This is a genomic window from Mycobacterium tuberculosis H37Rv, assembly GCF_000195955.2.
GTDB classification, from domain to species: domain Bacteria; phylum Actinomycetota; class Actinomycetes; order Mycobacteriales; family Mycobacteriaceae; genus Mycobacterium; species Mycobacterium tuberculosis.
Map to the genome: position 1 here is coordinate 3,755,335 of NC_000962.3, position 15,428 is coordinate 3,770,762.

Genomic DNA, 15,428 nt, shown 5'->3' on the forward strand with positions numbered 1-15,428 from the left:
GGGCGACCTCGGCCCACCGAGCGGGCCGCATCCCCGATCGCCTTGGCCATCTGCCGACGCAGCCGCAGCGTGCTGCGGACGCGGGCAGGTACCTGGGTGATGGCCTCGGTGAACGGCCCCAGCTTGCAGTAGTCTTCTCGGCATCGCCAGCGAATTTTGTTCCAGCGCACCATGATGCGGTCTTCGCCATAAGGTAGATCTTTCGGTGAGGTAACCGCGTATTCCTTCACTGATATCGAGACCACCCCCGCACGACGGGCACGCCGCCGCCGTCGGCTCATCGGTGATCACATCGACCACCCGGGTCCCGTCACTGCGGCGCTCGACACGCTCAACCCGTGCTCCTGGCAGCCCGAACAACACTGTCGTAGCGTCAGACACAGCCCTTGGCTCCTTCCTCGGCCTGAATGCTTCGCAACACTTAGACTTCAGAAGGCCAAGGGCCCTCAGCCGCTAAACACGCCGACCAAGATCAACGAGCTACCTGCCCGGTCAAGGTTGAAGAGCCCCCATATCAGCAAGGGCCCGGTGTCGGCGCAAAATTTAGCGTCGTTGCGCCCACACCAGAGTTACCGCCGCACACACGGCGTGACCACCGGCGTGCATTTAAGAATCCGTTAGGGCCCGACGCCGGTGAAGAGCAAGCCCGACAGTTGCTGGCCGACGTTGCCGAAACCCGAGACGACGGCCGCGGTGACAACACCCAGCGCGCCGGTGTTGTACACGCCCGAGATGCCGGCGCCGCGGTTGAGGATGCCGGAGAGCTGGGTGCCGAAGTTGGCGAAGCCCGACGCCGACCCGAGCAGCGGATCCGACATCGCGTTGAGCAATCCCGACATGCCCGCGCCGGTGTTGCTAAAGCCCGAACCGCCGCCAGCTCCGGTGTTGAAGAAGCCCGACGACGGCAGCGTGGTCGAGTTCCCGAAACCCGGCGCCCCGCCGAACCCGGCGATCGGGACGTTGATCGGGCCGATAGTGGTGTCGGCGTGCAGGTCCAGCAAGATCCGGTCGAGAACGATGGCCGGGATGTCGACGGGCGGGATGCCATTGGACAACGCGAGGCCCAGCGGGAGGGTGGGGATCAGGGTGCCGCCCGGGATGGTGAACCCCGGGATGGTCAGCGACACCGGCAGGCCGATGTCGATCGGGTCGAGGGGGATGGTGAATCCCGGGAAGGTCACCGTGCCGGAGGGGATGGAGATGGGCCCCACAAAGTATGCCCCTTGCGTGGACGTTGCACCCCCGCCGCTAGAGGGCGCGATCCGGATTCCGGGGAAGAAGCTGGGCTTGACCCAAATCTCTGAGGTTGGTCCGGACGTGCTGGTGACGGCTCCTTGGGAGTAACTGACGAGCACGGGCGGGGTCCTGACGGTAATGGGGTTGACGGTGATGGAGCCGACATGGACGGCGGGGTCGAGGCCCAAGTGAATGGATGGAACAGAGATGTCCGGGATGGCGATCGGGCCGATGCCACCGACCGCGGCGAAGCCGACCGGAATGGGCGGGATGTGGATGGGCGGCAGCACGGTAATCGGGCCGATCCCGCCGCTGACGTCGGCGCCCACCGCGGGGAACAGCGGGAGGGTGTAGCCCACGGCGAAGCCGGCCAGGCCCTGGTAGTCGCCGCGCCACAGGATGCCGTTGCTGAAGTTGCCGGTGACGAAGGCGCCGGTGTTGACATTGCCCGCGTTGGCCACCCCGGTGTTGGCGTTGCCGGCGTTGAGCCAGCCGGTGTTGATGCTGCCCGGGTTGAAGCCCCCGGTGTTGGTGTCACCGACATTGAAGCTGCCCGTGTTGTAGCTGCCGGCGTTGGCCACACCGGTGTTGAAACTGCCGGCATTGAAGAGCCCAGTGCTGCCCGTTCCGCTATTGCCGACGCCGGTGTTGAAGCTGCCGGAGTTGAACAACCCGAAGTTGCCGGTCCCGGTGTTGAAGAACCCGACGTTGCCGGCGCCGGAGTTGAACAACCCCAGGTTGCCGGCACCGGAATTTAGGCCGCCGATGCCGGTCTGGTAGTCGCCGGTCAGCCCGATCCCAATGTTGCCGGTGCCGGTGTTGGCCAACCCGATATTGCCCACGCCCACGTTGGCCAACCCCCAGTTGTTGCCGCCGGCATTGCCCAACCCCACATTGCCCAGGCCCGGCACGCCCGCGGTCAGACCCGAGTTGCCGACTCCGACATTGCCGTGGCCAATATTGCCGAACCCCAGGTTGCCGGCGCCGATATTTCCGAAGCCCAGGTTGTGCGCGCCGAGGTTGGCCGCGCCCAGGTTGACCTCCCCGACATTGCCGAAACCGGCGTTGTGGCTGCCGACGTTGGCCAACCCGATATTCAGAACGGTCACCGGGTTCACCGCGGACCCGCCGGAAAGCAGCCCCGACAGTTGGTGGCCGACGTTGCCCAGGCCTGAGACCAGCGCCGGGGTCCCCACCCCCAGCGTGCTGGTGTTGTAGATCCCCGAGACACCCGAGCCCAGGTTGAGCACACCGGAATGCAGCGTGCCAACGTTGGCAAAACCCGAGCCCGCCCCCGCCAGCGCGGTGTGCGCCTGGTTCCACCAGCCCGAGGTGCCCGCGCCGAAGTTGCCGAAGCCCGATCCCCCGCCCGCGCCGGCGTTGAAGAAGCCCGACGACGGGGTGATGGTGCTGTTCCCAATGCCCGGGGTGGGCGGGATGTTGATCAGCGGGATGCTGCTGGCGAGGACATACACCGAGCCGTCGGCGCTCGCCGCGATCTCGGGCCAGGTGATGGCCGGGATGTCCACGCCGCCGGCGCCGGCGGTCACGTCCAGGTTCAGCAGCGAGGTCGCCGGGAACGTCAAACCACCGGGGAAGAGGGTGATCGCGTTGACGCTGCCGGGCACCTGGAAGCCCAACGTGATCGGGCCAGTTTCGAGCTGCGGAGTGGTAAACGCCCCGCTGGACGCGGAAATGGTGAGATGGCTTCCGTCGCTCGTGCCGGCGCCGAAAACGAGTGGGCCGGTGGCGTAGGGCGAACCGTCGGCCGATCCGAATGAATAGAAGGTTATACCAAGGCCATTAGTGCCTTGAGTCCACATTTCGAAGGGATCTATCCTCATCTCCGCCCCAACCGAGGCGTTGATTATTTGCTCCACAATGACACTCACCGGCGGAATGCGCACGGACCCCACAACGATGCGGAAGGCGGCGCTTCCGGTGATGTTTGGGGTGAGTGCGGGGATGTCGATCTGCGGAATGGTGAATGCGCCCATCGCGACGTTTCCGGTCAGGTGCGCATTAACGGCCGGCACCGGGATGGGCGGGAGGACCACGGGTCCGAAGCCGCCGTCGAGGTGGGCGTCCACGATGGTGATCCGGGGCACGTCGAGGCTGTAGAACAGGCTGAACAGGCCCTCGTGATCACCCCGCCACAACAGGCCGTTGCTGAAGTTGCCCGACATGAACGCGCCGGTGCCGACGTTGCCCGAGTTGGCGATGCCGGTATTGGTGTGGCCGGTGTTGAACCAGCCGGTGTTGATGGTGCCCGGGTTGAACCCCCCGGTGTTGGTGTCGCCGGCATTGAAGCTGCCGGTGTTGTAGCTGCCGGCGTTGGCCACGCCGGTGTTGAAGCTGCCGGCATTGAAGAGCCCAGTGCTGCCCGTTCCGCTATTGCCGATGCCGGTGTTGAAGCTGCCCGAGTTACCGATGCCGAAGTTGCCGGTCCCGGAGTTGAAGAACCCGATGTTGCCGGTGCCGGAGTTGAACAAGCCGATATTGCCGGCACCGGAGTTCAGGCCCCCGATGCCGGTGAGGTTGTCCCCCACCAGCCCGATCCCGATGTTGCCGGTGCCGGTGTTGGCCAACCCGATGTTGCGCACGCCCTGGTTGGCGAAACCATAGTTGGCGCTGCCGGCATTGCCGAACCCCGTGTTGCCCAGGCCGGCCGCGCCGGCGGTCAGACCCGAATTGCCGAAACCGATATTGCCGTGGCCGACGTTGGCGAAGCCGAGGTTGCCGGTGCCGACGTTGCCCAGCCCCAGGTTTTGCGCACCGAGGTTGGCCGCGCCCAGGTTAACGTCCCCGACGTTGCCGAACCCGACGTTGAAGTTGCCCACATCCGCCAACCCGATGTTGAGGATGGGGATCTGGTTCAACGCGGTCCCGGCCGCAGACACGCCCGACAGCTGATGGCCGACGTTGCCGAGGCCCGACAGCACCGCCGGCGTCCCGAGCGGCAACACGCTGGTGTTGTAGATCCCCGAGACACCCGAGCCGACGTTGAGCACACCCGAGCCCAGCGTGCCGACATTCAACACCCCCGATCCCGACCCCGCCAGCGCGCTCGCCGCCTGGTTCCACCAGCCCGACAGGTTCGACCCGACGTTTCCGAACCCCGACACCCCACCGGCGCCGGAGTTGAAGAACCCCGACGACGGGGTCGCCGTGGTGTTGCCGAACCCTGGCGTCGGCGGGACATCGATGATCGGGATGCTGCTGTCGGGCACGGTGAGATTCAGCGCCAGGTGCAGCGGCAGCGGGTCGATCGTGTACCCACCCGGGAAAATCGTGATCGGATCCAGCGCGCCGGACGCATCGATCGTTAACGGGATGGCGTTCGTGGGGATCGTCAGGCCACCCGCGAACAAGGTGAAGGCCGGCAGACCACCGCTGATGTTCACGTCCAACAGGAATCTCGTGGTAGCGATTTGCGGAATCTCGAAACCCGGAATAGATATCTTGAGCTCGCCGGTCGTTCCGGGGCCAGGGCCGGTGTGAATGGTGATGCCCTGGGTGGGCGCCGGGAAGGGGTCTCCGAAATTGGGAATCGCCGCGGTCGACCCGAGGATCCAGTCCTCGCCTTCGAAGCGCATGCTGATGAGCGGAAGCGTCATGGTTGACCCGGGTGAGGCGGGGATGTCCAGCGGAATGGTTCTCGTCTGTGCGGGAATTGTGGTGGCGGGCACCAGGACGATGGGATCCATGTGGATCGATTCGTGGATCTCTAGCGGTATCGCGGGAACATCGACCTGCGGGATGGTGAAGGGTCCGATCTCGACGATTTCGTGGACGTCGAACAGCGACATGCCGGGGATGTCGATCTGCTCGATGTGGATGGGGCCCAGGTTGAGGGTTTCGTTGAGGTCCAGCAGGGTGCTGCCGGCGATGTCGATGCTGAAGGAGAAGCCGACCAGCCCGTGGTAGTCACCGGTCCACAGCGCCCCGTTGTTGAAGCTGCCGGAGTTGAACGCGCCGGTGTTGACGTTGCCGGTGTTGAACAGGCCGGTGTTGGTGTGGCCGGTGTTGAACCAGCCGGTGTTGACGGTGCCCGGGTTGACGCCGCCGGTGTTGAAGCTGCCCACGTTGAGGCTGCCGGTGTTGTAGGAGCCGGCATTGGCCAGACCGGTGTTGAAGTTCCCCGCGTTGAACAACCCGGTGCTGGCCGTGCCCGCATTCCCCACACCGGTGCTGTAACTGCCCGAGTTGAACAGCCCGAAGTTCCCGGTCCCGGTGTTGAAGAACCCGATGTTGCCGGTGCCCGAGTTGAACAACCCGAGGTTCCCGGTGCCCGAGTTCAGGCCGCCGATCCCGGTCCGATAGTCCCCGGTCAGCCCGATCCCGATGTTGCCGGTGCCGGTGTTGGCCAACCCGATATTGCCCACACCCACGTTGGCCAACCCCCAGCTGCCGCTGCCGGCGTTACCCAACCCCACATTGCCCAGGCCCCCCGCGCCCGCGGTCAGGCCCGCGTTGCCGAATCCGAAATTGCCGGCACCGATGTTGCCGAACCCGAGGTTGCCGGTCCCGACGTTGCCCAACCCCAAGTTGCTGCCGCCGAGGTTGCCGGCGCCGACGTTGATGTTGCCGACGTTGCCCGCACCCAGGTTGAACTCACCGACGTTAGCCAAACCGAGGTTCACCCCGCCGACATTGCCCAAGGCCAAAGCGTTGCCGATGTCGAGGTGCTGCAGCTCGGCGATGGCCGCGTCGATGATCTGATCGAACACGGACTCGGCAGGTGGGAAGGTGAGGATCGCGATCAGGCCATCGATGGACACCCCCGACATATGGTCGCCGAGGTTGCTGAACCCCGAGATCACCGCCGGGGTGGTGGCGTCCAGCGTGCTCACGTTGAACAGCCCGGAGATGGCGGTGCCGGAGTTCAGCACACCCGAGGCCAGGGTGCCGGCATTGCCCAGCCCCGAGAGTGTCCCCACCAGTGACCCCGCGCCGGCCTGGTTGAGCAGGCCCGACACGCCCGCACCCAAGTTGCCGATGCCCGATCCGCCGCCGGCACCGGTGTTGAAGAACCCCGACGACGGCATCTGGGTCGAGTTCCCGAAGCCCGGCGCCGCCGGGATGTCGATGATCGGGATGTTGAGGGGTCCGGCACTGGTGCGAATGTCGAAGCCCAGCGGGATCGCGGAAATGGTGGTGCCTGTGATCGTGACCGCCGGGATGTCCACGGACGCATCGATCGGCACCACTTCCGACATTGAAATCCCATCGATGACCGAGGCCGGAATATCAACAGGTATGCGGATAGGAATCGACTCACTCAACGAAATCGCATCCAGGGGGATGGGCTCGATCTCCAGGGGCACACCGATCCCGGCCACCACGATTGGCTCAAGATGAATTGGTCCGAGTTGGCCCGTGATAGGACCAAGAACGGGCAGGCCTAACGTGAAATCCATGGGCGGAATATCGATATTCGAGAGCGTGATGGGGCCGAAGCTGATGAAGCTACCGTTATTCTTCAGGGCGGACAGCAGGGTGGCTTCCGGGGCGGTGAAGCCGACGGTGACGACGCCATTGATGCCGATGTGGATGGCGGGGATGGGGATGTCGGGCACGGTGAAGCTGTAGTCCGCGTCGCCGGTGATCTGCAGGTGCAGCGGCGGAAGGATCGTGGTGTCCGGGATGACGATGGGGCCGATACCGCCAGTCGTGGTGATGCGGATCGGGAATTGCGGGATCGTGATGCCATAGGACAGGCCGAACAGGCCCTCGTGGTCGCCGCGCCACAGCATGCCGTTGCTGTCGGTCCCCGACATGAGGGCGCCGGTGTTGCGGGTGCCCGTATTCATAATGCCGGTGTTGAACCAGCCGGTGTTGATGTCGCCCGGGTTGAAACCACCGGTGTTGGTATCACCGACATTGAAGCTGCCCGTGTTGTACGACCCGGGGTTGGCGATGCCGGTGTTGAAATTGCCGGCATTGAAGAGCCCAGTACTGCCGGTTCCGCTATTACCGATGCCGGTGTTGAAACTACCGGAGTTGAACAGTCCGAAGTTGCCGGTGCCGGTGTTGAAGAACCCGACATTGCCGGTGCCGGAATTGAACAATCCGATATTGCCACTACCCGAGTTGAGGCCGCCGATGCCGGTCTGGTAGTCGCCGACCAGCCCGATCCCGATGTTGCCCGTGCCGGTGTTGGCCAACCCGATGTTGCCCACACCCAGGTTGGCCAGCCCCCAGTTGTTGCTGCCGGCATTGCTCAACCCCACGTTGCCCAGGCCGGCCAGGCCCACCGCCGGACCCGAGTTGGCGAACCCGACGTTGCCGGCACCGATGTTGCCGAACCCGACGTTCCCGCTGCCGAGATTGCCCAGGCCCAGGTTCTGCGCGCCGATGTTGGCCGCACCCCAGTTGAGGTCCCCCACATTGCCCAACCCGGTGTTGAACGCGCCCACATCGGCCCACCCGATATTGACAATGGGGCTCCGGTTGAGCACGGTCCCATTTGCCAAGAACCCCGACAGCTGCTGGCCGAGGTTGCCGATGCCCGAGACCACCGCCGGGGTGCCCGCTCCCAGGGTGCTGGTGTTGTACCACCCGGAGATCCCCGAGCCGACGTTCAGCACGCCCGAGCTCAGCGTGCCGGCATTGGCAACTCCCGAGCCCGCCCCTGCTAACACGTCGTGCCCCTGGTTCCACCAGCCCGACGTGCCCGCGCCGACGTTGGCGAACCCCGATCCACCGCCGCCGCCGGTGTTGAAGAACCCCGACGATGGGGCCGTGGTGGTGTTGCCGAACCCCGGCACCGCCGGCACATCGATGATCGGGATCGGGATATCGCCGATGAGGATGGTGCCGTCGAAGGTCGCCGGCACGGTGTCGAGGGTGAACCCGTCGGGCAACAGCGTGAACGCGTCCAGCCCCACGGACAGTCCGGTGACCCCGGCGGAGGCCCGCGGAAAGGTCAGCCCACCCGGGAAGAAGGTGAACCCGTCGTTGGCGACCTCCATACCCACCGTCACGGGGGTTTGCGCGGGAATGGTGAAACCATTCGGGAAAAGCGTCCACGGGGTGGTGTCCAAGTTGAGGGTTAGGGGAATTGGTGTCGGGGTGACCAATATCTGACCGCTAACCGTGAGGCCGGGCACAATGATGTTCTCTAGGAACAAGACACCGGCAACAACTTGGAACGCATCAATGGTGATAAATGGGTCACTGAGGCGGAACGGCTCGAGAAAAAGCCCTATCGAACCGGCGAGCGGGTCAAGAGCGCGAATCGGCGAGATGGTGTTTGCGGCCAGGTCCACGCTTCCGGTGATGCTGGCGATGGGAAGTGAGGGAATGCTGATCGGTGGGACGGTGAACGGACCCAGGCCGACGGTGGCGTCGGTGATCTCGACGTGCACGGCGGGTACCGGGACGGGCGCCACATGCAGCGGGCCCACCCCGCCGATCGCGTGCACGGTGACCGGGAATTGGGAGATCGTGGGCCCGACGCGGACGCCGACCAGGCCCTCGTAGCCGCCCCGCCACAACAGGCCGTTGCTGTAGTCGCCCGTCATGAAGGCGCCGGTGCCGAAGGTGCCCGCGTTGGCCAACCCGGTGTTGGCATGCCCGGTGTTGAACCAGCCGGTGTTGATGCCGCCCGGGTTGAAGCCACCGGTGTTGGTGTCGCCGGCGTTGAAGCTGCCCGTGTTGTAGTCACCAGTGTTGGCGATGCCGGTGCTGAAGCTGCCGGCATTGAAGAGCCCGGTGCTGGCCGTTCCGCTATTACCGATCCCGGTGTTGAAGCGGCCGGAGTTCCCGATGCCGAAGTTGCCGGTCCCGGAATTGAAGAACCCGACGTTGCCGGTGCCGGAGTTGAACAACCCGATATTGCCGATGCCGGAGTTCAAGCCCCCGATCCCGGTCCGATGGTCCCCGACCAGCCCGATCCCGATGTTGCCCGTGCCGGTGTTGGCAAACCCAATATTGCCCACACCCATGTTCGCCAAGCCATAGTTGTTGATGCCGGCATTGCCAAAACCAACATTGCCCACCCCCGCCGCGCCGGCGGTCAGGCCCAAGTTGGCAAACCCCAGGTTGCCATGGCCGATGTTGCCCAACCCCAGGTTGCCGTCCCCGACATTGCCCAGGCCCAGGTTGTGCCCACCGATGTTGGCCGCACCCAGGTTGACGTCCCCGACATTTCCGAACCCGGTGTTGAAGTTGCCCACATTGGCCAACCCGAGGTTGCCGGCGAGCATCGAGCGCAGCGTGGTTCCCGCCGCCGACACCCCCGACAGCTGCTGGCCCAGGTTGCCGATGCCCGACACCGCCGCCGGTGTCCCGAAAGGCAACACGCTGGTGTTGTAGAACCCCGAGATCCCTGAGCCCAGGTTGAGCACACCCGAGCCCAGGGTGCCCACGTTGCCAACACCCGAACCGGCCCCCAACAGCGCGCTCGGCGCCTGGTTCCACCAGCCCGAGCTGCCCGCGCCGACGTTGCCGAAACCCGACACCCCACCCGCACCGGAGTTGAAGAATCCCGACGACGGGGCCGTGGTGGTGTTCCCCACTCCCGGCGCCGCCGGGATATGAAGGCCCTGGATCGTGATGGGGCCGATCGTGACCCCGCCCCCCACGGTCAGGGGGATGCGATCGATCGTGATCGGCGGGGTGCTGAACCCGTCGATCTGGCCCTCGATATCGATCGACAACGGCAACGGCTGCGCGGGAACACTAAATCCCGGGATGGTAAAGCCCGGGTTACTGATCGACACACTCACCAGCAACCCCAAAGGATTATCGGGAGCACTGATGCCATTCGGGAACAGCGTGATCGGAGGGGTATCCCATCTGATCGTTAAATCAATCTGTGGATTGGTGGGTCCGGGAATGGTGGTGTCGATAACGATAGGGCCGATAAAGCTGACAAGCTGACCGTTAGAATCAAAGGTTTGGATTTGTGGAATTGTGATTTTCCCTAAACTGAAGGTGGGAAAGGGCAATTGGTTGACAAATGTCTGTTGGGCAAACAGGGTGATGGGTGTGATGGTCAGCGGGCCGATGTTGATGGGTATGCCGATACCGCCGCCGAAGGCGGGGATCACGATGTCGGGAACCACCAGCGGGCCCAAGTTGACGGTTTGGTGAATGCTGAGCGGGATGGTGGGCAGGATCGGGATGGGCTGGATGGTGATCGGGCCGATGTCGCCGTTGAGCACCAGGCCGATGGGAATTGCGGGGATCGACGAGCCGGCGGAGACGCCGAACAGGCCCTGGTAGTCACCCACCCACAGCACGCCGTTGTTGAAGTTGCCCGAGATGAACGCGCCGGTGTTGACGTTGCCCGAGTTGGCGATGCCGGTGTTGGTGTTGCCGGTGTTCAGCCAGCCGGTGTTCACACCGCCGGGGTTGAAGCCACCGGTGTTGGTGTCGCCGGCGTTGAAACTGCCGGTGTTGTAACTGCCCACGTTCACCACGCCGGTGTTGAAATTGCCGGCATTGAACAACCCCGTGCTGGCCGTCCCCGCATTACCGACACCGGTGTTGTAATTACCCGAGTTGAACACCCCGAAGTTCCCGGTCCCCGAATTGAAGAACCCCACATTCCCGGTGCCGGAGTTGAACAACCCGATATTCCCGGTGCCCGAATTCAGGCCCCCGATACCCGTCAGGTGGTTGCCGGTGAGCCCGACGCCGACGTTGTTGGTGCCGGTGTTGCCGAAACCGATGTTGCCCACACCCAGGTTTGCGAAACCATAGTTGCTGCTGCCCGCATTGCCCAACCCGATATTGCCCAAGCCGGCCAGGCCCGCCCCCAGACCGGAGTTGCCGAACCCGACATTCCCGTTACCGAGGTTGCCGAACCCGACATTGGTGCCACCGGCATTCCCGAAACCCAGATTCTGCCCACCCACATTGCCCGCGCCCAGGTTGAACACCCCGACATTGCCCAACCCGACGTTGTAATTGCCGACATTGCCCAAACCCGCATTCAGGCTCAGCGCCTTCGCAGGGCTGGCGAACAGGGCGGTAAGGAACGCGCCGACACCTCCCCCCAGCGCCTGCGCCGGTGGGCTGAACGCCGGCAACGCCGCGGCAGCAGCCGACGCGCCGGAATGGTAGCCGGCCATCGCCGCCACATCGGCGGCCCACATCAGCTCGTACTCGGCCTCGGCGGCCGCGATCGCCGGCGTGTTCTGCCCCAACAGATTCGACACCGCCAACGCCACCAGCCGCGCCCGGTTGGCCGCCACCAGCGCCGGATCCACCGTCGCCGCCAACGCCGCCTCAAAGACCCCCACCACCACCCGCGCCTGCCCGGCCACCGCCTCGGCCGCGGCCGCCACCGAACCCAACCACCCCGCATACGGCGCCGCCGCGGCCGCCATCGCCGCCGCCGCCGCACCCTGCCACACCCCCGCCGTCAGGCCCGACGTCACCTGCCCAAACGACACCGCCGCCGACCCCAACTCCTCAGCCAGCCCATCCCACGCCGCGGCCGCCGCCAGCAACGGGCTCGACCCCGCACCCGAATACATCAGCACGGAGTTGATTTCCGGTGGCAACACCGGAAACTCCATCACCCATTCCCCTTCCCAGCCCGACACCAATCCCCACCGACACCCCCCACATGACGTGTCGACGCCCCGATAATTTTGCTCGCATTGCCAACGGCCCAAGAACGATTCCCCGATAATCGCGGGTACTGGGTGCACTTTGCACAGACGCCGCAGCAAAATGCACATATGCCCTGTCCAGACCGGCGAGCGGCAGGGCGTCATCTGCCCTGACACTTCGACTGCTGGCGGAGTCCGCGAGCATGCTCACCGCCGCGGCGTGCGCCGAACCGGCAGCGCCGGCAAATCCATGACCCCAGCCTGTTCTTGGGTCACTGCGACGTTCACTTTTAAGCGCGACCACGTAAGGTTGGGCAAAGTTCCCAAGCGTTTCACAGTGTCAGTGCACAGTGCGCACCTGATTACCAAAACCCCGAACCTCACTCGAAAGCCGAGAGCGGGTAAAAGTCGTTCAGCGACCTGTCTGGTAGAGAAATCCAGACCCGAGTACATGATCCGGTCGGGATCGTACTTGCGCCGCACTGTGGTCAGCCGCGACAGGTTCGCGCCGAAGTATTGTGACGCCGCGGCGTTGGCCTCCAGGTAGTTGACATAGCCGCCGACCGAAAAGTGTTGCACCGCGTGGTGTGCGTCGCTCAGCCATTTGTTGGCCGTCGCCACCTGGCCGTCGCTGGGGGTGTTGACATACCACTGCACCACAGCGGACTGGCGGCACCAGGGAAATGCCGAGCCCTCCGGGTCCATGTCGCCCACCGCGCCGCCCAGCGAATCGATCAGAGCCGACGCGCGGCCCGCAGCGGGTGGCCATGTTCCGATGGCGGCGACGATGGCTTGGGCCGCGGCCGGATTCGTCGTCCCGATGACATCGGATCCAGCCACGAAGCCCTCCGGCGGATAGGTCGTATGGCCGCCGGCCAGATACCTCACCAGGTCCATACGGCGCAGCGTCTTGTGCTCAACTCCACTGGGTTGCACTCCAACCGCGGACTTGATCGCATCCGCGACAGCCGCGCCGGACCGCGCCGGGCAGCTCGCCAGCACATGACAATTGCCTCCGGATGAGCTGACCGCGGGGTCAACCAGACCCCACGTGGTGCGGTCGGCCCCGGCCAGCCACGTCTGTCAGCCGACCAGCACCTGCGCGGCCGCAGACGGCGCGAAATCGACACGGACGACATCGCAGTCCGCGGTGGGGAACCTCGCGAACGTCATCGATGTCGTCACCCCGAAGTTGCCGCCCCCGCCGCCACGAAGCGCCCAGAACAGCTCCGCGTGGTCGTCGGCAGACGCGCTCACCGCATCACCGCCGGGCAACACCACCGTCGCCGACTTGAGCGCATCGCAGGTCAACCCCGCATGGCGAGAATCGGCGCCTAACCCGCCGCCCAGGGTCAAACCCGCCACACCCACGGTCGGGCAGCTGCCGGTCGGAATCGCCCGGCTCTCACCGGCCAACGCTTGATGGACCGCATAGAGATCGGTCGCGGCCGACACCGTACGTTTCTCGTGGCGCTGTCGAAATGCACCCCGCCCGGTAGGCCCAGCAGATCGAGCACCATGGCGCCATTGGCCGACGAGGCGCCGATGTAGGAATGTCCGCCGCCGCGCACAGCGATCTTGAGCTTGCTGGCCGCCGCTACGAAACCGCCTTCCGGACGTCTGCCTGCGAGGCGACCGTCACCACCGCGGCCGGATTCAAGCCGCTGTAGTTCGAATTGAAGATCTGCTTTCCGCTCGTGAACGCCCTGCCGTTGGCCGGCAGCAGCACCTGCCCGCCTATCGATGAGGCCAGACTGGCCCACCCATCACCCGGTGTTGCGCGCGCCAATATCGTCGGGAAGACCGCCGACGTCGCCGGCGCTCCGACGGCGCCGCGAAGAAACGTCTGGCGAGACATCACGACCGCGATCGTGTCGTATCGAGAACCCCGGCCGGTATCAGAACGCGCCAGAGCGCAAACCTTTATAACTTCGTGTCCCAAATGTGACGACCATGGACCAAGGTTCCTGAGATGAACCTACGGCGCCATCAGACCCTGACGCTGCGACTGCTGGCGGCATCCGCGGGCATTCTCAGCGCCGCGGCCTTCGCCGCGCCAGCACAGGCAAACCCCGTCGACGACGCGTTCATCGCCGCGCTGAACAATGCCGGCGTCAACTACGGCGATCCGGTCGACGCCAAAGCGCTGGGTCAGTCCGTCTGCCCGATCCTGGCCGAGCCCGGCGGGTCGTTTAACACCGCGGTAGCCAGCGTTGTGGCGCGCGCCCAAGGCATGTCCCAGGACATGGCGCAAACCTTCACCAGTATCGCGATTTCGATGTACTGCCCCTCGGTGATGGCAGACGTCGCCAGCGGCAACCTGCCGGCCCTGCCAGACATGCCGGGGCTGCCCGGGTCCTAGGCGTGCGCGGCTCCTAGCCGGTCCCTAACGGATCGATCGTGGATGCGATGTAGACCATGGCCGCCGCGACCGTCACGGTCGTCACGAAATCGATCCCCTTGCTGCGCACCACCAACAGGCCGGCCCGTTCCTCGGACAACACCAACCGCAGCACCGCCGCCACCCCAACGCCGATACCGATCAGCAGCGCACCACGGCGCCAGAAGTTAGCCCCCGCCAGCACGAACCCCACCGCGAAGATCGACCCAACCAGCAGGATCGGCCACTGGGCGCCAACAGTGCGCCGGAAAACGGCCCTCACGGTCATCGCCGCTCAGCCAGCTCCACGACATTGGTCAACAAGAACGCCCGGGTCAACGGGCCCACGCCGCCCGGATTGGGTGACACGTGGCCGGCGAGCTCCCACACATCGGGATGCACGTCGCCGACCAGTCCGTCATCAGTGCGGCTGACGCCGACGTCGATTACCGCGGCACCCGGGCGCACCATGTCAGCCGTCAACAGGTGCGCCACCCCGACCGCGGCCACGACGATGTCGGCCTGCCGGGTCAACGCGGGCAGGTCGCGGGTACCGGTGTGGCACAACGTCACCGTGGCATTCTCCGAGCGCCGGGTCAGCAACAGCCCCAGCGGCCGGCCCACCGTCACACCACGACCGATAACGACCACATGCGCGCCGGCGATCGAGATGTCGTAGCGCCGCAGCAGGTGCACAATGCCGCGCGGAGTACACGGCAGCGGCGCCGGGGTGCCCAGCACCAGCCGGCCCAGGTTGGTCGGGTGCAACCCATCGGCGTCCTTGGCCGGGTCGACGCGCTCCAACGCCGCGTTCTCGTCGAGATGCTTGGGCAACGGCAACTGCACGATGTAGCCGGTGCAGTCGGGGTTGGCGTTCAGTTCGTCGATGGTCTCATTCAGCGTGGCGGTGCTGATGTCGGCGGGCAGGTCGCGGCGAATCGACGTGATGCCCACCTTGGCGCAATCAGCGTGCTTACCGCGCACGTAGGCCTGCGACCCCGGGTCGTCACCGACCAGGATGGTGCCCAAGCCGGGCGTGCGGCCCGCCGCGTCCAATGCGGCCACCCGCTGCTTGAGGTCACCGAAGATCTCGTCGCGGGTAGCCTTGCCGTCCAGCATGATCGCGCCCACGCCAGCCAGTCTGGCATGCGTGTCCGCGGTGCCGATGGCGACGACCCGCTCACGCGCCCACCGTACGGACAACTTGTACCATTGTGGTACAGATTATCCGTACATCTTTCTAA

The 15,428-nt window shown here is 65.2% G+C and carries 7 protein-coding genes and 2 other annotated features; of the genes, 1 reads left to right on the forward strand and 6 read right to left on the reverse strand.

Features of this window, described 5'->3' with window-relative positions; all coding sequences use genetic code 11:
* Window positions 1-617: 617 nt before the first annotated feature.
* From PPE56 to Rv3353c, 4 genes are all read right to left on the reverse strand, one after another.
* Entirely contained in the window at window positions 618-11,768 is an 11,151-nt protein-coding gene (gene PPE56 / locus Rv3350c) for a PPE family protein PPE56 (RefSeq protein ID YP_177964.1), read from the reverse strand.
* 243 nt (window positions 11,769-12,011) lie between these two features.
* Window positions 12,012-12,806, reverse strand: coding sequence for a hypothetical protein (locus Rv3351c; protein ID NP_217868.1), 795 nt, complete (start codon window positions 12,804-12,806; stop codon window positions 12,012-12,014).
* An 81-nt stretch (window positions 12,807-12,887) separates the two neighbouring features.
* Window positions 12,888-13,259 carry an oxidoreductase gene (locus Rv3352c; protein ID NP_217869.1) on the reverse strand — a complete coding sequence of 124 codons (372 nt, stop codon included), beginning with the start codon at window positions 13,257-13,259 and terminating at the stop codon, window positions 12,888-12,890.
* 142 nt (window positions 13,260-13,401) lie between these two features.
* A complete protein-coding gene (locus Rv3353c; RefSeq protein ID NP_217870.2) occupies window positions 13,402-13,662 on the reverse strand; it encodes a hypothetical protein in 261 nt (86 codons plus the stop codon).
* A 114-nt stretch (window positions 13,663-13,776) separates the two neighbouring features.
* Between Rv3353c and Rv3354 the strand changes: the two genes are divergently transcribed.
* Window positions 13,777-14,166: a hypothetical protein gene (locus Rv3354; protein NP_217871.1), complete on the forward strand. Its 390-nt coding sequence runs from the start codon at window positions 13,777-13,779 to the stop codon at window positions 14,164-14,166.
* Between the two features lie 13 nt (window positions 14,167-14,179).
* Window positions 14,180-14,386, forward strand: a repeat region (207 bp imperfect direct repeat 2, 199/207 bp identical to first copy at 3743198..3743404).
* On the opposite strand, the gene Rv3355c is transcribed toward Rv3354, so the two are convergent.
* Window positions 14,180-14,473 carry an integral membrane protein gene (locus Rv3355c; RefSeq protein ID NP_217872.1) on the reverse strand — a complete coding sequence of 98 codons (294 nt, stop codon included), beginning with the start codon at window positions 14,471-14,473 and terminating at the stop codon, window positions 14,180-14,182. (Overlaps the previous feature by 207 nt.)
* Window positions 14,420-14,528 (forward strand) — a repeat region (109 bp imperfect direct repeat 2, 95/109 bp identical to first copy at 3743402..3743510). It overlaps the preceding gene by 54 nt.
* A complete protein-coding gene (gene folD / locus Rv3356c) occupies window positions 14,470-15,315 on the reverse strand; it encodes a bifunctional methylenetetrahydrofolate dehydrogenase/methenyltetrahydrofolate cyclohydrolase (protein ID NP_217873.1) in 846 nt (281 codons plus the stop codon). Its footprint overlaps the feature before it by 59 nt. The genes Rv3355c and folD overlap by 4 nt, the downstream gene beginning before the upstream one ends.
* Window positions 15,316-15,428: the final 113 nt, after the last annotated feature.

Coding starts and splice junctions, on each gene's coding strand:
- PPE56 (YP_177964.1), bottom strand. CDS start 11,768: ATGGAGTTTCCGGTGTTGCCACCGGAAATCAACTCCGTGCTGATGTAT.
- Rv3353c (NP_217870.2), bottom strand. CDS start 13,662: ATGTCTCGCCAGACGTTTCTTCGCGGCGCCGTCGGAGCGCCGGCGACG.
- Rv3354 (NP_217871.1), top strand. CDS start 13,777: ATGAACCTACGGCGCCATCAGACCCTGACGCTGCGACTGCTGGCGGCA.
- Rv3355c (NP_217872.1), bottom strand. CDS start 14,473: ATGACCGTGAGGGCCGTTTTCCGGCGCACTGTTGGCGCCCAGTGGCCG.